This is a genomic window from Streptomyces sp. NPDC041784, from assembly GCF_055591025.1.
In genome coordinates, this window is record NZ_JBVJAB010000025.1 from 25,105 (window position 1) to 43,455 (window position 18,351).

Annotated in this window: 18 protein-coding genes; 12 read left to right on the forward strand and 6 right to left on the reverse strand. The window is 73.3% G+C overall.

Annotated elements, in window-relative coordinates:
- Positions 1-25: 25 nt before the first annotated feature.
- The 4 genes from glgA (at position 26) to ACZ6D7_RS36510 (ending at position 5,492) form a co-directional block, all read left to right on the forward strand.
- Positions 26-1,189, forward strand: coding sequence for a glycogen synthase (glgA, locus tag ACZ6D7_RS36495; protein WP_469500377.1), 1,164 nt, complete (start codon positions 26-28; stop codon positions 1,187-1,189).
- A gap of 50 nt (positions 1,190-1,239) precedes the next feature.
- Positions 1,240-2,460: a glucose-1-phosphate adenylyltransferase gene (gene glgC, locus ACZ6D7_RS36500; RefSeq protein ID WP_469500378.1), complete on the forward strand. Its 1,221-nt coding sequence runs from the start codon at positions 1,240-1,242 to the stop codon at positions 2,458-2,460.
- A gap of 102 nt (positions 2,461-2,562) precedes the next feature.
- Complete coding sequence (locus ACZ6D7_RS36505) at positions 2,563-3,885, forward strand: wax ester/triacylglycerol synthase family O-acyltransferase (RefSeq protein WP_469500379.1); 1,323 nt, start codon at positions 2,563-2,565, stop codon at positions 3,883-3,885.
- 101 nt (positions 3,886-3,986) lie between these two features.
- Positions 3,987-5,492, forward strand: coding sequence for an SDR family NAD(P)-dependent oxidoreductase (locus ACZ6D7_RS36510; RefSeq protein ID WP_469500381.1), 1,506 nt, complete (start codon positions 3,987-3,989; stop codon positions 5,490-5,492).
- On the opposite strand, the gene ACZ6D7_RS36515 is transcribed toward ACZ6D7_RS36510, so the two are convergent.
- Positions 5,471-6,250, reverse strand: coding sequence for an SDR family oxidoreductase (locus ACZ6D7_RS36515; RefSeq protein ID WP_469500383.1), 780 nt, complete (start codon positions 6,248-6,250; stop codon positions 5,471-5,473). The genes ACZ6D7_RS36510 and ACZ6D7_RS36515 overlap by 22 nt on opposite strands.
- A 25-nt stretch (positions 6,251-6,275) precedes the next feature.
- Complete coding sequence (locus tag ACZ6D7_RS36520; RefSeq protein ID WP_469500384.1) at positions 6,276-6,728, reverse strand: hypothetical protein; 453 nt, start codon at positions 6,726-6,728, stop codon at positions 6,276-6,278.
- A gap of 455 nt (positions 6,729-7,183) precedes the next feature.
- On the opposite strand from ACZ6D7_RS36520, the gene ACZ6D7_RS36525 reads away from it, so the two are divergent.
- Positions 7,184-7,357 (forward strand): hypothetical protein, encoded by a 174-nt coding sequence (locus tag ACZ6D7_RS36525; protein ID WP_189706228.1) that lies wholly within the window; start codon positions 7,184-7,186, stop codon positions 7,355-7,357.
- An 88-nt stretch (positions 7,358-7,445) separates the two neighbouring features.
- Here ACZ6D7_RS36525 and ACZ6D7_RS36530 read toward each other — a convergent pair whose 3' ends face one another.
- Both ACZ6D7_RS36530 and ACZ6D7_RS36535 read right to left on the reverse strand, forming a co-directional pair.
- On the reverse strand, positions 7,446-8,789 hold the full coding sequence (locus ACZ6D7_RS36530) for an amidase (RefSeq protein WP_469500386.1): 1,344 nt from the start codon (positions 8,787-8,789) through the stop codon (positions 7,446-7,448).
- Positions 8,790-8,914: 125 nt separating this feature from the next.
- Positions 8,915-9,628 (reverse strand): FadR/GntR family transcriptional regulator, encoded by a 714-nt coding sequence (locus ACZ6D7_RS36535; RefSeq protein ID WP_469500389.1) that lies wholly within the window; start codon positions 9,626-9,628, stop codon positions 8,915-8,917.
- A gap of 213 nt (positions 9,629-9,841) precedes the next feature.
- Here ACZ6D7_RS36535 and ACZ6D7_RS36540 point away from each other — a divergent pair, with 213 nt between their 5' ends.
- From ACZ6D7_RS36540 to ACZ6D7_RS36555, 4 genes are read left to right on the forward strand one after another with little or no spacing between them, the layout of a single operon-like run.
- Positions 9,842-10,600, forward strand: coding sequence for an SDR family NAD(P)-dependent oxidoreductase (locus ACZ6D7_RS36540; RefSeq protein WP_469500391.1), 759 nt, complete (start codon positions 9,842-9,844; stop codon positions 10,598-10,600).
- Positions 10,597-11,565 carry an aldo/keto reductase gene (locus ACZ6D7_RS36545; protein WP_469500392.1) on the forward strand — a complete coding sequence of 323 codons (969 nt, stop codon included), beginning with the start codon at positions 10,597-10,599 and terminating at the stop codon, positions 11,563-11,565. Before ACZ6D7_RS36540 ends, ACZ6D7_RS36545 begins: the two co-directional genes overlap by 4 nt.
- The gene (locus ACZ6D7_RS36550; RefSeq protein WP_469500394.1) at positions 11,562-11,912 is read left to right on the forward strand and encodes an L-rhamnose mutarotase; all 351 of its coding nucleotides are present in this window, start codon (positions 11,562-11,564) and stop codon (positions 11,910-11,912) included. Before ACZ6D7_RS36545 ends, ACZ6D7_RS36550 begins: the two co-directional genes overlap by 4 nt.
- On the forward strand, positions 11,909-12,742 hold the full coding sequence (locus ACZ6D7_RS36555) for an amidohydrolase family protein (RefSeq protein WP_469500396.1): 834 nt from the start codon (positions 11,909-11,911) through the stop codon (positions 12,740-12,742). The genes ACZ6D7_RS36550 and ACZ6D7_RS36555 overlap by 4 nt, the downstream gene beginning before the upstream one ends.
- Before the next feature lie 43 nt (positions 12,743-12,785).
- On the opposite strand, the gene ACZ6D7_RS36560 is transcribed toward ACZ6D7_RS36555, so the two are convergent.
- Positions 12,786-14,207 carry a lipase maturation factor family protein gene (locus ACZ6D7_RS36560; protein ID WP_469500398.1) on the reverse strand — a complete coding sequence of 474 codons (1,422 nt, stop codon included), beginning with the start codon at positions 14,205-14,207 and terminating at the stop codon, positions 12,786-12,788.
- 128 nt (positions 14,208-14,335) lie between these two features.
- Here ACZ6D7_RS36560 and ACZ6D7_RS36565 point away from each other — a divergent pair, with 128 nt between their 5' ends.
- The 3 genes from ACZ6D7_RS36565 to ACZ6D7_RS36575 are packed head-to-tail and all read left to right on the forward strand — an operon-like array spanning position 14,336 to position 17,803.
- Complete coding sequence (locus ACZ6D7_RS36565) at positions 14,336-14,776, forward strand: hypothetical protein (RefSeq protein ID WP_469500400.1); 441 nt, start codon at positions 14,336-14,338, stop codon at positions 14,774-14,776.
- 53 nt (positions 14,777-14,829) lie between these two features.
- A complete protein-coding gene (locus ACZ6D7_RS36570; RefSeq protein WP_469500402.1) occupies positions 14,830-16,917 on the forward strand; it encodes a SpoIIE family protein phosphatase in 2,088 nt (695 codons plus the stop codon).
- Between the two features lie 22 nt (positions 16,918-16,939).
- A complete protein-coding gene (locus ACZ6D7_RS36575) occupies positions 16,940-17,803 on the forward strand; it encodes an Fpg/Nei family DNA glycosylase (protein ID WP_469500403.1) in 864 nt (287 codons plus the stop codon).
- Positions 17,804-17,847: 44 nt separating this feature from the next.
- On the opposite strand, the gene ACZ6D7_RS36580 is transcribed toward ACZ6D7_RS36575, so the two are convergent.
- Positions 17,848-18,351: hypothetical protein (locus tag ACZ6D7_RS36580; RefSeq protein WP_469500405.1), on the reverse strand; the 504-nt coding region annotated here is incomplete at its 5' end.

An 18,351-nucleotide genomic window follows, 5' to 3' on the forward strand; every position in this document is an offset into this window, starting at 1 on the left:
AGCCGCTGAGAATGGGGGGTTCCGGGTGCGTGTGGGACTGCTGACCCGGGAGTACCCCCCGGACGTGTACGGCGGCGCGGGCGTCCATGTGGAGTTCCTCGCCCGTGAGTTGCGGCGCCTCGTCGACCTCGACGTGCACTGCTGGGGCGAGGGGTCCCTCAAGGAAAGGGCCGAGGGCGTGCGGCGCCACCGCCCGTGGTCCGCGCTGGACGGCGCCAACGACGCGCTGCGCACCTTCTCCGTGGACCTCGCCATGGCCGCCGCCCTCGAAGGCCGCGACCTCGTCCACTCCCACACCTGGTACGCCAACCTCGCCGGCCATCTCGCCAAGGAGCTGTACGGCGTCCCGCACGTCGTCACCGCGCACTCGCTGGAGCCGCTGCGCCCCTGGAAGGCCGAGCAACTCGGCGGCGGATACGCCCTGTCGAGCTGGGCCGAGCGGACCGCCGTGGAGGCCGCCGACGCGGTGATCGCCGTCTCCGGCGCCATGCGCGCGGACATCCTCGCCTGCTACCCGACGCTCGCGCCGGACCGGGTGCACGTCGTGCACAACGGCATCGACACCGCGCTCTACCGGCCCGACCACGGCACCGACGCCCTCACCCGGATCGGCCTCGACCCGGACCGCCCCTTCGTGCTGTTCGTCGGCCGCATCACCCGGCAGAAGGGCGTCCCCCATCTGCTGCGCGCCGCACGGGACATCGACCCGGCCGCCCAGGTCGTGCTCTGCGCCGGCGCCCCCGACACCCCCGAGATCGACCAGGAGTTCCGCGACCTCTTCGCCGAGCTGAGCCGGGCCCGCGACGGCGTGCACTGGATCCCGCGCATGCTGCCGCGCCCCGAGGTGATTCAACTCCTCACGCACGCGGCCGTGTTCGTCTGCCCGTCGGTGTACGAACCGCTCGGCATCGTCAACCTGGAGGCGATGGCCTGCGGCACGCCCGTCGTGGCCTCCCGGGTCGGCGGGATCCCGGAGGTCGTCGAGGACGGCGTCACCGGCACGCTCGTCCCCGTGGACGAGGGGTTCGAGACGGGCCTCGCGCGGGCGCTGGACGCGATCCTCGGGGACGCGGCGGCCGGACGCCGGATGGGTGAGGCCGGACGGGCGCGCGCGGTGGGGGAGTTCGGCTGGGACGCTGTCGCCCGGCGCACGGTGGGGCTCTACGAGGAGATCCTCAAACAGGCTTAGTTCCCCGGGGCGGGGGCAAGCATGGTTCAACCAGGGTGAGGGGAGCGGCCATGCGTCGTGGTGGACCTTCGGTGCTCGGAATCGTGCTGGCGGGCGGTGAGGGCAAACGCCTGATGCCCCTGACCGCGGACCGCGCCAAGCCCGCGGTGACCTTCGGCGGCACGTACCGTCTCGTCGACTTCGTGCTGTCCAACCTCGTCAACGCCGACATCCTGCGCATCTGTGTGCTGACGCAGTACAAGTCGCACTCGCTGGACCGGCACATCACCACCACCTGGCGGATGTCCAGCTTGCTGGGCAACTACATCACCCCCGTCCCGGCGCAGCAGCGGCTCGGCCCGCGCTGGTACCTGGGCAGCGCCGACGCCATCCTCCAGTCGCTGAATCTGATCTACGACGAACGGCCCGAGTACGTCGCGGTGTTCGGCGCCGACCACGTGTACCGCATGGACCCGCGCCAGATGCTCACCCAGCACATCGACAGCGGTGCCGGGGTGACGGTCGCCGGGATACGCGTCCCGCGCGCGGAGTCCTCCTCCTTCGGGGTGATCACCCCGGGCTCCGACGGGCAGAGCGTCGAGCGCTTCCTGGAGAAGCCCGCCGACCCGCCCGGCCTCGCGGACGACCCGGAGACCGTCTTCGCCTCGATGGGCAACTACATCTTCACCACCAAGGCCCTCATCGAGGCCCTCCAGCGGGACGCCGAGGACGCACACTCCGTGCACGACATGGGCGGCTCGATCCTGCCCCAGCTCACCGGCCGCGGCGAGGCCCGGCTGTACGACTTCAGCGCCAACCACGTGCCCGGCGAGACCAGCCGCGACCGGGGCTACTGGCGGGACGTCGGCACCCTCGACGCCTACTACGACGCCCATATGGACCTGATCGCCGAGCGCCCCGCGTTCAACCTGTTCAACCGCAGCTGGCCGATCTACACCCACTCCAACCAGCTCTCGCCGGCCCGCTTCAACGCCGGCGGCATGGCCAGTGAGTCGATCATCAGTGCGGGCTGTCTGATCCGGGGGCAGGTCACCCGGTCCGTGCTGTCGCCGGGGGTCGTGGTCGACCCGGGCGCGGTCGTGCAGGGGGCGATCCTGCACGACAACGTGCGCGTCGGGCGGGGCGCGGTGGTGCGCGGGGCCGTCCTGGACAAGAACGTCGAGGTCCCGCCGGGTGCGACCATTGGTGTGAACCCTGAACGCGATGCCGAGCTGTACTCCGTGTCCAAGGGCGGCGTGATCGCCCTGGGCAAGGGCCAGCAGGTGCCGTGAACTTAATGCGCTGTTAACTGTGCGTAGCCTGATCATACTTGACCGTAATCGCCGGCACGGGGTTGACTGACGTCTCACCCGTCGTCGACGCGAGGCAAGCCCTTGACTGCTGATGATCTGCTGGCACCCCTCGACCTGGCGTTCTGGAGCATCGACTCACCCGAGCATCCGATGCACCTGGGTGCCCTCGGGGTGTTCTCGGCGCTCTCGCCCACCGCGGGTGCCCACGCCGCGGACCTGCTCGCCGCCCGCGCGGCCGCCGTCCCCGGTCTGCGCATGCGGATCCGGGACATGTGGCAGCCGCTCGCCTTCGGGCGCGCGGTGCGGGAAGCCGACCCGGACTTCGACCCCCTCCACCACGTCTGTCTGCACCCGCCCACCGCGGACTTCCAGGCCGAGGCCGGCCGGCTCATGGAACGCCCGCTGGAGCGCGGCCGCCCGCCGTGGGAGGCGCATGTGCTCCCCGGCGAGGACGGCGTCTCCTTCGCCGTGCTCTTCAAGTTCCACCACGCCCTCGCCGACGGGCTGCGGGCCCTGACCCTGGCCGCGGCCGTCCTGGACCCCATGGACATGCCCGCGCCCCGCCCCCGTCCCGCCGAGCCCGCCCGCGGACTCCTCCCCGATGTGCGCCGACTGCCCGGTCTGCTGCGCGGCGCCGTCTCCGACGTGGGCCGCGCCCTCGACATCGGCGCCTCCGTCGCCGTGTCGAGCCTGGGGGTGCGCTCGTCGGCCGCGCTCACCGCCGAGTCCACCGGCACCCGCCGCACGGCCGGAGTGGTCCTCGACCTCGACGACGTGCAGCGGGTCCGCAAGGTCGTCGGCGGCACCGTCAACGACGTCCTGATCGCCGTGGTCGCCGGCGCCCTGCGCCGCTGGCTGGACGAGCGCGGCGACGGCAGCGAGGGGGTACGGCCGCGCGCCCTGATCCCCGTCTCCAAGCGCCGCCCGCGCGCCGCCCACCCGCAGGGCAACCGGCTCTCCGGGTACCTGATACGGCTTCCGGTCGACGACCCCGACCCGCTCGGCCGGCTCGCCCAGGTCCGCACCGCCATGGACCGCAACAAGGACGCCGGACCCGGCCGGGGCGCGGGCGCCGTCGCCCTGCTCGCCGACCACGTCCCGGCGCTGGGCCACCGCCTCGGCGGACCGCTGGTCGGCCAGGCCGCCCGGCTCTGGTTCGACATCCTCGTCACCAGCGTCCCCCTGCCCAGCCTCGGCCTGAAGCTCGGCGGGAACCAGGTCGCCGAGGTCTTCCCCTATGCCCCGCTCGCCCGCGGCCAGTCCCTGGCGGTCGCCGTCTCCACGTACCGCGGCCGGGTCCACTACGGGCTGGTCGCCGACGCCGCGGCCGTACCGGATCTCGACCGTTTCGCGTACGCCCTGACCGCCGAGATGGAGACACTCATCACGGCCTGCCGTTCCTGACCCGATCGGGTTTGGAGGAGGGGCCCGGCGCTCCGTAGACTTCCCCGTTCGAAAGCGGGCGCGGTCGGAGCGCCGCACGGCGATCAGGAAACGGCAGCGCGATGACGGTGACAGAGGACGGCTCGGCGATCACGAGCGAGGTCGTGGACGACGTCGTGTACGGGCCCGGCATCGACCCCGAGCGGCTCGCCGTCTGCCTCGGCGTGCTCGAGGAACTCGACAAGCTCGAGGTCGACCACCCCGACGCGATCGCCGTACGCCGGGCCACCGCGGGCGTCTACCGCACGGTGAAGCAGCGCCGCCGCCAGGAGCGCCGGGCCGCCAAGACCGCCCACGACAAGTCGGTCACCGAGGCCACCGCGACCGGCTCCGCCCAGCGCATCGACGACGAGACCGAGGGCATCCTGCCGTCGTCGATCACCGAGGAGGGCCGGATCGCCGGGATACTCCAGCGGCCCCGCTCCTGCTACACCTGCAAGACCCGCTACGTCGAGGTCGACTACTTCTACCACCAGCTCTGCCAGAACTGCGCCGCCGAGAACCGCGCCCGCCGCGACGCCCGCGCCGACCTCACCGGCAAGCGCGCACTGCTCACCGGCGGCCGCGCCAAGATCGGCATGTACATCGCGCTCCGGCTGCTGCGCGACGGCGCGCACACCACGATCACGACCCGCTTCCCGAAGGACGCGATCCGCCGCTTCAAGGCCATGGACGACTCGGCGGACTGGATCCACCGTCTGGAGGTCGTCGGCATCGACCTGCGCGACCCGGCCCAGGCCGTGGCGCTCGCCGACCAGGTCGCCGAGGCGGGCCCGCTCGACATCCTCATCAACAACGCGACGCAGACCGTACGCCGCCTGCCCTCCGCCTACGCCGCCCTGGTCGGCGGCGAGAGCGCCCCGCTGCCCGCCGGCGAGCTGCCCGCCCACCACGTCATCGGCGCCTTCGGCTCCGGCGCGGTCGACGGACTCGCCGCGCTGCCCCTCGGCACCAGCGGCCTGGACGCGCAGCAGGTCGCCGACCTCGCCCTGGTCGCCGGCAACGCCAGCGTCGCCCGGCATCTCGACGGCACCGCCATCGACGCGGGCGGTCTGGTCCCCGACGTCGTCGACACCAACACCTGGGTGCAGACCATCGAGCAGATCTCCCCGGTGGAGCTGCTGGAGACCCAGCTGTGCAACTACACGGCGCCGTTCATCCTGATCAGCAAGCTCCGCCCGGTCATGGCCGAAGCGGCCAGGCGGGCGAGCAGCGGGCGCGCGTACGTCGTGAACGTCTCGGCCATGGAGGGCGTCTTCGGGCGCGGCTACAAGGGCGCGGGTCACCCGAACACCAACGCCGCCAAGGCCGCCATGAACATGGTCACGCGGACCAGCGCACAGGAGATGTTCCAGACCGACGGCATCCTGATGACCTCGGTCGACACCGGCTGGATCACCGACGAGCGCCCGCACTACGACAAGCTGCGCCTCGCCGAGGAGGGCTTCCACGCCCCGCTCGACCTGGTCGACGGCGCGGCCCGCGTCTACGACCCCGTGGTGCGCGGCGAGGCCGGCGAGGACCTGTACGGCGTCTTCATGAAGGACTACGCGCCGGGCAAGTGGTGACGGGCCGGGGTGCGCGCCGCGCGCACCCGCGTCCCGCCGTCGACCAGTAGGTCGGCGCCGGTGATCCACGCCGCGTCGTCGGAGCACAGCCAGAGCACCGCCCGCGCCACGTCCTCCGGCTCGCCGATCCGGCCCAGCGGCAGCCCCGCCGCGATCTCCGTCTCTCCGGGCTCCCAGACGAACCGGGCCATCTCGGTGCGTACGAGGCCGGGGGAGACGGAGTTGACCCGGACGCCCGGTCCCAGCTCTCCGGCGAGCTGCTGGGTGAGGTGGAGCAGGGCCGCCTTGGCGGTGCCGTAGGCGCCGACGCCGGGGCCGACGTGACCCGCGCCCTCCGTGCAGACGGTGACCACGGCCCCGCCGTGCTCGCGCATCCAGCCCCGCCACGCGCACTGCACCAGCCGCAGCGGCGCCTCGACGTTCACCGTGAACGCCTCCCGCCACACGTCCGGGTCGGCGTCCATGAGCGGGCCGAACGGCTGGTTGGTCGCCGCGTTGCTGACCAGCACGTCCAGCCGTCCGAACGCGTCCAGGCAGAGGTCGGTCAGCGCCCGCGCGTGGGAGGGATCGCCGACGTTCCCGGCCAGCCCGACCCCGCCCAGCTCACCGGCGGTCCGCCGCACCTCGTCGGCGTCCCGCGCGCTCACGCACACCCGCGCCCCGGCGTCGGCCAGCGCCCGGGCCACCGCCCGGCCGATGCCCCGCGTGGCCCCCGTGACGACGGCGGCCCTGCCCCGCAGTCCGTACGACGACGTCATCGGCGTACGGTCTCACGGCGGACCCTCAATCGACAGCCCCGAGACGTGAGTTGCGCTCGACGACCAGTTCCAGGACCGTCCGCCAGTCCTCCAGCACCCCCGCGTCGAACCCGGCGGACCGGCCGTCCTGGTCGGCCTGGCGCAGCCGGAGCAGATCGTCGTCGGCCGGTGCGGCGAGCCAGGGGTGGAGGCGGACCAGGTGGGCGACCCGGGCACCGAGCAGCGGTCGTACGGCCTCGGCGGCGCGCTCGGCGCGACCCGCGGGGTCGGTGGGGCACAGCAGCTGCCCGATGGGGTGGACCAGCCCGGTGAGCTGGAGTTCTTTGTCCGCGGGGCGACTTCGGCGCAGCAGCGCGGCCGTCTGGAGCGCGTGGTCGTGAAGATCGATCCCGGGGACGGCGGAGCCCTCCGGGGTGTCCCGCACGCCCCGGCAGGCGTACAGCAGGTCCATCAGCTCCTCGACGCTGCGCAGCTCCATGCGTCAGTCCTCCCGCGAGACAGCCGTTCGGTACGTCAGCAGATCATGGCCTGCTTGCGACGGGGCGAACGGGACTTGAACTGCGCGACGAACGTGGCGTCGGCCGCCCGTGTACGCCGGACGGGTGAACCCAAGGGGTGCTTTCGTGGGAAAAAAGGTTCAATTCACCTGCGGGGACATGCGGGTGACGCGTCATGGTTACCTCAAATTTTCAGCCCTATCGAGCGGCCCCCTGCTCATTTGGTTACTCTGTAGCGGACGGACAGCAGGACGGAGTGCCACCCACACCCACCGTCCGTCTGGGACAAGCCGGTTCACAACGGCCAGCTCTCCTCGGAGTCACCGGGCACGACCGCGTCGCCACCGACTCCAGCCAGACCCCAGGGAGCGTTCAGCGCCGGATCGCAGACTGACCGGCACGCCCCGAGGGTGACCCGACACATAAGGAGTGCGCGGTGACACCGGAGAAGACGAATCGCGAGCAACGCCCCAAGGAACGCCCGGAGCGGGCCGGCCGCAGGCCCGGCGAGATCCGCAGCCTCGACGTGTGGGCCCGCTCCGCCCCGATCCGCCTGGCGGGCTACGAGGACGACCTCGCCGAGCCCCACATCCTCCCCAGCGTGGACTGATCCCGCCGGCGGGATCCCTCGCGATCGCCCACCGCATGGGCGTGCGCGTGCGCAAGCCACGCCCATGCAGACCTCCGACGCTCTTCGCTCAGTCCAGCGGCGCCGTCCGACGCCACGGCCGCAGCGCCTCCAACTGCTCCGCCAGCCGCAGCAGTTCGCCCTCCGACCCCGGCCGCCCCACCAGCTGCACGGCGGCGGGCGTCCCGGACGGCAGCGTGCCGAACGGCACCGCCATCGCCGGCCAGCCGGTCAGGTTCCACGGCGGGGTCAGCGGCGAGTAGTACGTGTTCACCAGGACATTGCGCAGCCAGCCCCGCTCGTGCCACGGCTCCGACCGGGGCGAACGCCGCGCCAGCGCCGGGGTGAGCAGCACGTCGTACTCCGCGAAGAACGGCTCCAGCCGCCGCACCAGCTCCTCCCGCGCCGAACCGCCGCGCACCCCCTTCAGGAAACGCCGGCCGAGCGCCGCGTGCACCCGGGTGCGCCGGGTCAGCAGCCGCGCGTCGAGACGCGCCGCGTCCACCGCCGTGCCCGCCGTCCAGTGCGCGAGCGAGGTCACCCCCAGCGACAGCGGATACGGCGGCTCGGCCCGCCGCACCTGGTGCCCCGCCCGCATCAGCACCCCGGCCGCGTCCCGCGCCGCGCCCGCGTACGGGGCACTGACCGTGACCCCGGCCAGCGGGCTCCGCGCGGAGACGGCGATCCGCAGCGCGCCGGGCTCCTCGGGCCCCGGGGCGCCGGTGGCCGCGAGGACCGACAGCATCAGCCGCGCGTCCGCCACCGTCGTGGCCAGCGGGCCGTTCTCCGACATCCCGAACCAGTCGCCCTCGCCGATCCCCGCGGGCACCACGCCCCGGCCCGGCTTGATCGTCACCACACCGCAGTTGGCCGCCGGTATGCGCAGCGAGCCCATGCCGTCGTTGCCCAGCGCGATCGGCACCATCCCAGCGGCCACCGCGGCCGCGCTGCCGCCGGACGAGCCGCCCGCCGTGCGCGAGGTGTCCCACGGATTGCGGGCGGTGCCGTGCACGCCCTCGGTGGTCCCGAAGACACACAGCTCCGGCACGTTCGTCAGCCCCACGACCACCGCGCCCGCAGCCCGCAGCCGGGCCACCGTGACATGGTCGGCGTCGGCGGGCGTGTCCGAGGTCGCGGCCGAGCCCATCCGCGTCGACTCACCCCGTACGGCGAGATTGTCCTTGACCGCCACCGGCACGCCGGCCAGCGGGAGTTCGGCCAGGTCGGCGCGGGCGGCCACCTCGTCGGCCTCGGCCAGCGCCGCGTTCGCGCGCACCGCCCGGAACGCCCCGATCCGCCCGTCCAGCCGCTCGATCCGCGCCAGGTGCTCGGCGACCACCTCCCGGGGCGTGGCCTCCTTCGCCCGTACGGCGGCGGCGATCTCGACGGCGGTCCGGCCGACCCAGCTGGTCACGGCAGCTCCCTCGGTGTGCGTGCACTACTCGTGAGTACGTAGGGAGAACTGTGCCCCGCCGGGCGCCCTGCGTCGAGAGGCCGCCGCGTCGGGAGGCACCGCGTCCAGAGGCCGTCGCGCGGCGCTCAGATCCCTACCTGCGCCCTGAGCCACTCCTCCACCTCGCCCACGTGCGCGGCCGCCGCCGCCCGGGCCGCCTCCGGGTCACGGGCGGCCAAGGCGCGGTGGATCGCCGCGTGCTCGCGCCGGGTCCGGGCGAACGCGCCCTCCTCGCGGTAGCCACGCCGGACCCGGGCCCGGAAGGTGCGCGAGGACAGGCCCTCCAGGATCGCCGCCACCGTCTCGTTGCCGGCCGCCGCGGCGATCGCCCGGTGGAAGGCGAGGTCGTGGGCGAGGATCTCCTCCGGGTCGTCCGTGGCGTTCATCGCGGCCAAGTGCTCCGCCACGTCCGCCAGTTGCTCCGGGGTGATCCGGGCGGCGGCCAGCGCGGTCGCCGTCGACTCCAGGATCCGCCGGACCTCCATCAGCTCCACCAGACGCGGCCCGCGCGAGAGGTCGGCGACCACCCCGAACGTCTCCAGCAGGTCCCCGGCCTCCAGCGCGGTCACATAGATCCCGGAGCCGTGCCGGGCCTCCAGCACCCCCAGCACCGTCAGCGCCCGGATCGCCTCGCGCATCGAACTGCGGGAGATGCCCAGCTGGGCCGCGAGATCACGCTCGGTCGGCAGCCGCTGGCCCGGCTCCAGCAGCCCCTCGCCGATCATCGCCTTGATCTGCTCGATGGCGCGCTGTGTCACCGTGCCCCTGGGGGCGGGCGCGCTGCGCGGGGTCTCTTCCACGTGGCCTCTCCTGTCGCCGGTGCGCGGCAGTCTAACCACGGAGGTGGTCGGACCACTGGGTCACCACTGGGTCCGGAAACACGCCAGTGGGCGCTCTGAGGGTGTTCGAGGAGGGAAGTGGTCTGATAAATATGCGAAGCGGCGACCGCGATCCTGCAACAGCGACCCCGCAATCGCGACCCCGTGACCGGACCCCCGGAAGGAGAAGGCGGCGTGAGCGACTTCGAAGGGCTGACGGCCCTGGTGACCGGGGGTGCCTCCGGCATCGGCCGGGCCACCGCGGAACTGCTGGCCGCGCGCGGCGCCCGGGTCGCCGTCCTCGACCTGGACCCCTCGGGCGTCGACAAGCCCCTGCTCGGCCACCGCGCCGACGTCAGCGACGACGCCTCCGTACGGGCCGCCGTCGCGGCCGCCGTCGCCGACCTCGGCGGGCTGGACGTCCTGGTCAACAACGCGGGCATCGGCGCCCAGGGCACCGTCGAGGACAACGACGACGCCGAGTGGCACCGCGTCCTCGACGTCAACGTGGTCGGCATGGTCCGCGTGGCCCGCGCCGCGCTGCCGCATCTGCGCGCCTCCGCCCACGCGGCCGTCGTCAACACCTGCTCCATCGCCGCCACCGCGGGCCTGCCCCGGCGTGCCCTGTACAGCGCGACCAAGGGTGCGGTGTACGCGCTGACCCTCGCCATGGCCGCCGACCACGTCCGCGAGGGCATCCGCGTCAACTGCGTCAACCCCGGCACCGCCGACACCCCGTGGGTCGGCCGGCTGCTGGACGCCGCCGACGACCCGGCCTCCGAACGCGCCGCCCTCGAAGCCCGCCAGCCCACCGGCCGGCTGGTCAGCGCCGCCGAGGTCGCGGGCGCCATCGCCTACCTGGCGAGCCCCCTGTCCGGCGCCACCACCGGTACCTCCCTCGCCGTCGACGGCGGCATGCAGGGCCTGCGCCTGCGCCCGGCGGCCACCCGATGACCGCCCTGGGCCGCAGCGGCGTCGAGGTCACCGGCCTGGCCCTCGGCGCCGGCCCGCTCGGCAACCTCTTCACCGAGGTCACCGACGACCAGGCGTACGACACCGTGGCCGCCGCCTGGCGACGCGGCGTGCGCTACTTCGACACCGCGCCGCACTACGGGCTGGGCCTGTCCGAGAAACGCCTCGGCGCCGCCCTGCGGGAACACCCGCGCACCGAGTACACCGTGTCGACCAAGTTGGGCCGCCGCCTGGAACCCTCCGCGGACGGCGGCGACGACCTCGCCCACGGCTTCGCGGTGCCCGCCACGCACCGGCGGGTGTGGGACTTCAGCGCCGACGGCGTACGGCGCTCCCTGGAGGCATCCCTCGAACGACTCGGCCTCGACCACGTGGACGTCGTGTTCCTGCACGACCCGGACGACCATGCCGAACAGGCGTTCCGGGAGGGCTACCCCGCCCTGGAGCGGCTGCGCTCGGAAGGCGTCGTGGGCGCGATCGGCGCGGGGATGAACCAGGCCGAGATGCTCACCCGGTTCGTCCGCGAGACGGACGTCGACGTGGTGCTCTGCGCGGGCCGCTACACCCTCCTCGACCAGCGCGCCCGCGCCGACCTGCTGCCCGCGGCCGTCGAGCGGGGCGTCTCGGTCGTCATCGGCGGTGCCTTCAACTCGGGTCTGCTGGCGGACCCCGGGCCCGAGGCGACCTACAACTACGCCCAGGCGCCGGCCGAGCTGCTCCGGACCGCTCTGCGCATGAAGGCGGTCGCCGAACGCCACGGCACCACCCTGCGCGCCGCCGCGCTGGCCTTCTGCGCCGCCCATCCGGCGGTCGCGAGCGTCCTGGTCGGCGCCCGCTCGGCGGCCGAGGCCGAGGACTGCGCCGAACAGTTCGCCGTCCCCGTCCCCGCCGCCCTCTGGGCGGAGCTGAGGGACGCCGGACTGCTGCCGGCGGAGGAGCCGTCATGAGAGTCGCCCTGCACACCACGGTCCGCGCCGACCGGATCGACGCCTACGAGGCCGCCCACCGCGAGGTCCCGGAGGAACTCACCGACGCCATCCGGGCCGTCGGCGCCACCTCCTGGACGATCTGGCGGTGGGGGTCCCCCCGCGCGAGCGCAGCTGAGCGAGGGGGAGGAACCGACCTGTTCCCCGTCCTGGAGTGCGAGGACTACGCCCGGCTCCTCGCCGAGCTGGAGGAGCTGCCGGTCAATGTGGCCTGTCAGGCTCGTATGGCCGACCTGCTCGACGTGGTGCACGACTACACCGACGAGGGCGCGGCCGCCGGCCTGCCCGTCGTCCGGGAGCTGCCGTGACCGTCGACGCCCACCATCACGTCTGGGACCTCTCGGTCCGGGACCAGGGCTGGATCGACGCGGACAGCCCGCTGCGGCGCGACTTCACCCCGGCGGACCTCGCCCCCGAGGCCCGCGCGGCCGGAGTCGACCGCACGGTGCTCGTCCAGACGGTCACCGTGCCCGAGGAGACCCCGGAGTTCCTCGCCCTGGCCGCCGCGCACGACCTGGTCGCCGGCGTCGTCGGCTGGACCGACCTCACCCGCCCGGACGTGGCCGGCGAACTGGCCCGTCTGCGCGCACTCCCCGGCGGCCGCTATCTCAAGGGCGTCCGGCACCAGGTCCAGGGCGAGCCCGATCCGGGGTGGCTGCTGCTCCCGGAGGTGACCCGGGGCCTGGCCGCCGTCGCCGAGGCGGGCCTGGTCTACGACCTGGTCGTCCTTCCGCACCAGCTGCCCGCGTGCGCCGAGGCGGCCGCGGCCCTGCCCGGCCTCACCTTCGTCCTGGACCACCTGGGCAAGCCGCCCGTCGCCTCCGGCGCCCTGGAACCCTGGGCGTCCGACCTGCGCGCGCTGGCCGCCCTGCCCAACACCGTCTGCAAGCTCTCCGGCCTGGTCACCGAGGCCGACCCCGCCTCCTGGACCGTCGACGACCTGCGCCCGTACGCCGACACGGTCCTGGACGCCTTCGGCCCCGGGCGTCTGATGTTCGGCTCGGACTGGCCGGTGTGCACGCTCGCCGCCTCCTACGGCGAGGTGGCCGCCGCCGCCCGGGAGCTGACGTCCGGCCTGGACGCGGCCGAGCGCGCCGAGGTGTTCGACGGGACGGCCACCCGCGTCTACGGCCTCTGATCTACGGCCTCTGATCTGCGGCCTCTGATCTGTGGCCTCTGATCTACGGCCTCTGCACCGTCGCCGCCAGCCGGGTCGGCGGCAGGTACTCGCGCACATACGTCCGCTCCCAGCAGGCGCCCGTCTCCCGCAGCTCCCGCCAGCTGGTGTAGCGGTAGCGGAAGAGCCGGGCGCGGACATGACGGGGCGGCCGGTCCGGCGGGAACGGCGAGCGGCGCAGCAGCCTCAGCGTGTCCCGGTCGTTCTCCAGCAGCCGCTCCACCAGCGCCCCGAACCACGGTCCGGCGTACGCGGGGGAGAGCGCGGCGAACCACATCAGCCAGTCCAGCCGCAGATGGTAGGGCGCGAACTGGCGCGGCCAGTGCCGTGGATCGCCCGGCTTGCCCTTGAACTCGTACTCCCGCCACTCGGAGTCCTCGCGCGGGACGTCGTCGAGGGTGCCCTCGACGACCACCTCGTAACGGATCCGGCTGACGCTGCCGAACGCGCCGTAGGTGTTGACCAGGTGGAGCGGGTCGAAGGAGCGGTTCATGACCTGGCGGCGGGAGAGCATGTTCACCACCGGGTGGTAGCTCAACAGGACGAGGAGCGCGGCCACGGCGAGCACCACCACCTCGTACCAGAGCGGGGTCGAGGGGAAGGAGCGGTCCCCTGAGGGCAGGGCCAGGGCGGGGACGGCCAGGACGATGGCGATCCAGTTCAGCCACGAGAAGTTGCCCGAGAGCACCAGCCACAGCTGGGTCAGGATCATCAGGGACGCGGCGGCGGTCGCCACCGGCTGCGGGGTGAACAGCAGGAACGGCACGACCAGCTGGGTGACGTGGTTGGCGGCCACCTCGACGCGGTGCAGCGGCTTCGGCAGGTGGTGGAAGAACCAGCTCAGCGGGCCCGGCATCGGCTGGGTCTCGTGGTGGTGGTCCAGACAGGTCAGCTTCCGCCAGCACTCGTCGCCCCGCATCTTGATCAGACCCGCGCCGAACTCCACCCGGAACAGGATCCAGCGCAGCAGGAAGAGCACCAGGACCGGCGGGGCCACCTCGTCGTTGCCGAGGAAGACCGCGAGGAAACCGGTCTCCAGGAGCAGGGACTCCCAGCCGAACGCGTACCAGGTCTGGCCGACGTTGACGATCGACAGGTACAGCACCCAGGGCACCACCCACAGCAGCATCCCGGCCCCCAGCGGCAGCAGGCCGTCCAGCCCCGCCAGCAGCGCCGCCGACACCGCGCACCCCGTCCAGGCGCATCCCGCGAACAGCCGGTCGGAGTAGCGCAGCTGGAACAGGCTCGGCGCCCGCCGGAAGTCGACCCGCGCCGTGAAGCGGGGGATCGGCAGCATCCCGCGCTCCCCGAGCAGCGCGCGGAACTGGAGGGCCGCCGTCAGGAACGCCACCAGGTACACGGCGGCCAGCGCCCGCTGGAAGACCAGCCGGCTCAGCCAGTAATCGGGTGCGGTGAACCACTCCACGGCCGTGCGCTCCTTCGTTCCATTCTGGCCCCGTCACCGTGGGTGTTCCTGTCCTCCGTTTGCGTAACCCTGGTGGGTGAAGCAGACAATAGTGGACGAACTGACACCGGGTGATATGGGAGAACGCGGTGCGACTACCCACGACAGTCCTCCTCACCGGCGGCGCGCTCGCGGCGACGCTGCTCATCGCCGAACGGGGCGACGCGGGCACGGACCCGACGCCGGGCACCCGCCTCGTCGTCCCGGCGGGCGAGGCGCGCGACGCCCTGGCCGACCCCTTCGGCTCCGACCTCGAATCCGGGCTCGGCCCCGACGGCCTGGGCCCCGACGGTCTCGGCCCCGAGACCGTCCCGGAGATCCCGGACCTGCCCGACGGCGGCGGTCTGATCCCGGACGGGCCCGACGAGTCCGACACGGCCGACGCCGACGGGCGGGTCCCGGAGGGTCCCGACGCCGCCCCGCGGGAACCCGCGGCGCCCGGCGAGCCCGCGGAGGCCGACGACGGCGCCCCCGCCTCCTTCGACACCGTCTTCGGCAGTCCCGCCGACGCCCTCACCGGCGGCCGGTGACCCGAGGTCGCTCCCCGGTCGAAGAATCGGGCAAACCCTGGCAAGGTGGCCCCATGGTTGATCGGGGAGCGAGCGCCCTGTCAGTCCCGGACGACTGGCCCGCCCGCCCGGATCCGATCCTGGCGCTCAACCGCATGGGCACCTTCGACTGGGACCTGGACTCGGGGCTGTTCCACATGGATGCCCGGGCGCACGAGATCTTCGACCTCAGGCCCGACGAGTACGACGGCAACCCTGTCTCCCTGGGGATCCGGGTCCCGGCGACCGAGGGCACCCGGCTGGACGCGCTGGTCGCCCAGGCCATCAAGGACGGCAGCGAGAACTACGGGGCCTACTTCCGCATGCGACTGCGCGACGGCACCCTGCGCTGGACCCACACGCAGGGCTACATCCGGCGCGACGGGACCGGCCGCCCGCGCCGGATCGTCGGCATCGTCCGCGACGCCACCGACGAGCTGAGCGACCTCGCCGCCCGCCGCGACGAGGCCGACGAGGACGACGCCCGGCGCGAACAGACCAACGTCGTCCAGCTCACCACGGCCGCCCTGGCGCACGCCCGGACCGTGCAGGACGTCATCGACGTCCTCAAGGACACCCAGGGCCTCACCCACCTCGGCGCGACCAGTCTCGTCATGGGTCTGGTCGAGGCGGGCCGGATCCGGCTGATCGCCGAGGGACCCGAGGGCAGCTTCGTCCCCGGCACCCTCGTCACCCGGATCGACGAGCCGTACCCGATGAGCGAGGTCGTACGGACCCTCACCCCCCGGTTCATCGAGTCGCCCGAGGAGTTCGCGGCCGGCTACCCCGTGCTGTGGCCGCACATCACCGATCTGAGGATCACCTCGGCCGCCTATCTGCCGCTCATCGTCCAGGCCCGCCCGATCGGCGCGATGGGCCTGCTCTACAGCAACCGCGCGGGGTTCACCCCCGAGGAGCGCAACATCCTCGTCGCCCTCGGCAGCAGCATCGCCCAGAGCCTTCAGCGGGCCATGTTCTACGAGCAGGAGAAGGACATCGCGCAGGGCCTCCAGCAGGCCATGCTGCCGCGCACCATCCCCGGCGTGCCCGGCGCCGACATCGCCGTCCGCTACCGCGCCGCGACCATCGGCGGCTCCCACGGCCGGGACATCGGCGGCGACTGGTACGACGTCATCCCGCTGCCCGGCGGCCGGGTCGGCGCGGTCATCGGCGACGTCCAGGGCCACGACACCCACGCGGCCGCCGTCATGGGCCAGCTGCGCATCGTCCTGAAGGCCTACGCGGCCGAGGGCCACACCCCGGCCACGGTGATGGCCCGCGCCTCCGTCTTCCTGCACGAACTCGACACCGACCGCTTCGCCACCTGCCTGTACGCGGAGGCCGACCTGTCCACCGGGGTCGTCCAGGTGGTCCGCGCCGGGCACATCGACCCGCTGCTGCGCGACCCCGACGGGACCTGCCGGCGCGTCCCCGTCCCCGGCGGGCTGCCGCTCGGGCTCTCCGCCGAGTTCGGCAGCCTCGAGTACCCGGTCGGCACCGTCGAACTGGACCCCGGCCACACCCTGCTGCTGTGCACCGACGGCCTGGTCGAACAGCCCGGCATCGAACTCGACGACGGCATGCGCGGCCTCGCCGCCCTGATCACCGCGGGCCCCGACGACGTGTGGAAACTCGCCGACCAGCTGATCGACGTCGCCGAGGAGCGCGGCGGGGACGACGACGTGGCGCTGCTCCTGATGCGCCGGCGGGGCCTGGACACCCCGCAGACCGGCGGCCGGCTCCAGCAGCACGTGGCGCCCGGCGACCCGGAGGCCCTCACCGAGGCCCGGCACATGATCCGCGCCGCCGTGCGCGCCTGGGGCGCCCGGGACCGCGCCGACGAGATCGAGCTGGTCGCCGACGAACTGATCACCAACGCCCTGATGCACACCGAGGGCGCCGCGATCGTCACCCTGCGGGTGCTCACCGGTGGCGACCGGCGGCTGCGGGTCGAGGTCGAGGACTCCTCCAGCGCCCTGCCGCGCCGCCGCGAGGCGGGCGAGTCGGGGGTCTCCGGACGCGGCCTGCTCCTGGTGGACCTGCTCACGGACGTCTGGGGCGTGGAGGCGCGGGGCGGCGGCAAGTGCGTGTGGTGCGAGTTCGTCGTACGCGAGGACCACTGACCCCTCGTGGCACTCTGGACGTATGCCGGAACTCCCCGAGGTCGAAGCGCTCAAGGACTTCCTGGCCGAGCACGTCGTCGGCCGTGAGATCGTGCGCGTCCTGCCGGTGGCGATCAGCGTCCTGAAGACGTACGACCCTCCCCTCACCGCCGTCGAGGGCCACGCGGTCACGTCGGTGCGCCGGTACGGCAAGTTCCTGGACCTGGCGACCGGCGACGGCCCGCACCTCGTCACCCATCTCGCGCGGGCCGGCTGGCTCCAGTGGAAGGACCGGCTGCCCGACGGCCCGCCCCGCCCCGGCAAGGGCCCCCTCGCCCTGCGGGTCGCCCTGGAGACGGGGGAGGGCTTCGACCTCACCGAGGCCGGCACCCAGAAGCGGCTGGCGGTGTACATCGTCCACGATCCTCGGGAGGTGCCCGGCGTCGCCCGGCTCGGCCCGGACCCGCTGGCCGCCGACTTCGACGAGGCGCGTCTGGCCGCACTGCTGTCGGGCGAACGCCGTCAGCTCAAGGGCGCCCTGCGCGACCAGAGCCTGATCGCGGGCGTCGGCAACGCCTACAGCGACGAGATCCTGCACGCGGCCCGGATGTCCCCGTTCAAGCTCGCCGCCTCCCTCACCCCGGCCGAGACCCACACCCTCTACGAGGCTCTGCGCACCACGCTCACCGAGGCGGTCGACCGGTCCCGGGGGCTGGCCGCCGGGCGGCTGAAGGCCGAGAAGAAGAGCGGTCTGCGGGTCCACGGCCGCACGGGCGAATCCTGCCCGGTGTGCGGCGACACCATCCGCGAGGTCTCCTTCAGCGACTCCTCGCTCCAGTACTGCCCCACCTGTCAGACGGGCGGGAAGCCGCTGGCGGACCGGAGGATGTCCCGCCTGCTGAAGTAGCCTCCCGCCGGGGCGGAGTGACCTGAACGCACTCCGCTCCGGCGTCAGTCGGACGGCAGCGTCACCAGGTGCTCCCCGGCCGCGGTGCGCAGCTCGTACCGGGCGATCTCGTCCGGGTGCCAGGCGGCACCGCCGTGCATCGTGTTGGGGCGGGCGTCGTGCAGGGGAACGTTCCAGCTGGTCACGGTCTGTTCGGTGCCGTCGTGGCCGATGGCGACCAGCCGGCAGGGGCGCGGACCCGCGCCGTCCTTCACCTTCAGCTCGATCTGGCTGCCCCAGGCCGCGTCCTCCACGGTGACCTCGGCCCACACGCCCGACTTCTCGTCGGTCGCGGTGACCCGGACCGGGTCGTCGCCGTCGTCGCCGCCCGCCATCATCGCGATCGCGGGTCCGGCCAGGGCGACGACCACGGAGGCGGCCAGGGCGAACATCAGCCGGCGGCGGGGGGGCCGCCGCCGGGGCGCCACCCCGCCGAACAGGGGGGCGAGCAACCACGGCACAGGCCCCCCTAACGAGTGCACGGTCCGCGGGGTCGCCCACCGGTAGAG

Excerpts from the sequence above, each read along its gene's own strand:
- ACZ6D7_RS36510 (WP_469500381.1), top strand. The coding sequence starts at position 3,987 with ATGACGGTGACAGAGGACGGCTCGGCGATCACGAGCGAGGTCGTGGAC.
- glgC (WP_469500378.1), top strand. The coding sequence starts at position 1,240 with ATGCGTCGTGGTGGACCTTCGGTGCTCGGAATCGTGCTGGCGGGCGGT.
- ACZ6D7_RS36575 (WP_469500403.1), top strand. The coding sequence starts at position 16,940 with ATGCCGGAACTCCCCGAGGTCGAAGCGCTCAAGGACTTCCTGGCCGAG.
- ACZ6D7_RS36570 (WP_469500402.1), top strand. The coding sequence starts at position 14,830 with ATGGTTGATCGGGGAGCGAGCGCCCTGTCAGTCCCGGACGACTGGCCC.
- ACZ6D7_RS36515 (WP_469500383.1), bottom strand. The coding sequence starts at position 6,250 with ATGACGTCGTCGTACGGACTGCGGGGCAGGGCCGCCGTCGTCACGGGG.
- ACZ6D7_RS36520 (WP_469500384.1), bottom strand. The coding sequence starts at position 6,728 with ATGGAGCTGCGCAGCGTCGAGGAGCTGATGGACCTGCTGTACGCCTGC.
- ACZ6D7_RS36545 (WP_469500392.1), top strand. The coding sequence starts at position 10,597 with ATGACCGCCCTGGGCCGCAGCGGCGTCGAGGTCACCGGCCTGGCCCTC.
- ACZ6D7_RS36550 (WP_469500394.1), top strand. The coding sequence starts at position 11,562 with ATGAGAGTCGCCCTGCACACCACGGTCCGCGCCGACCGGATCGACGCC.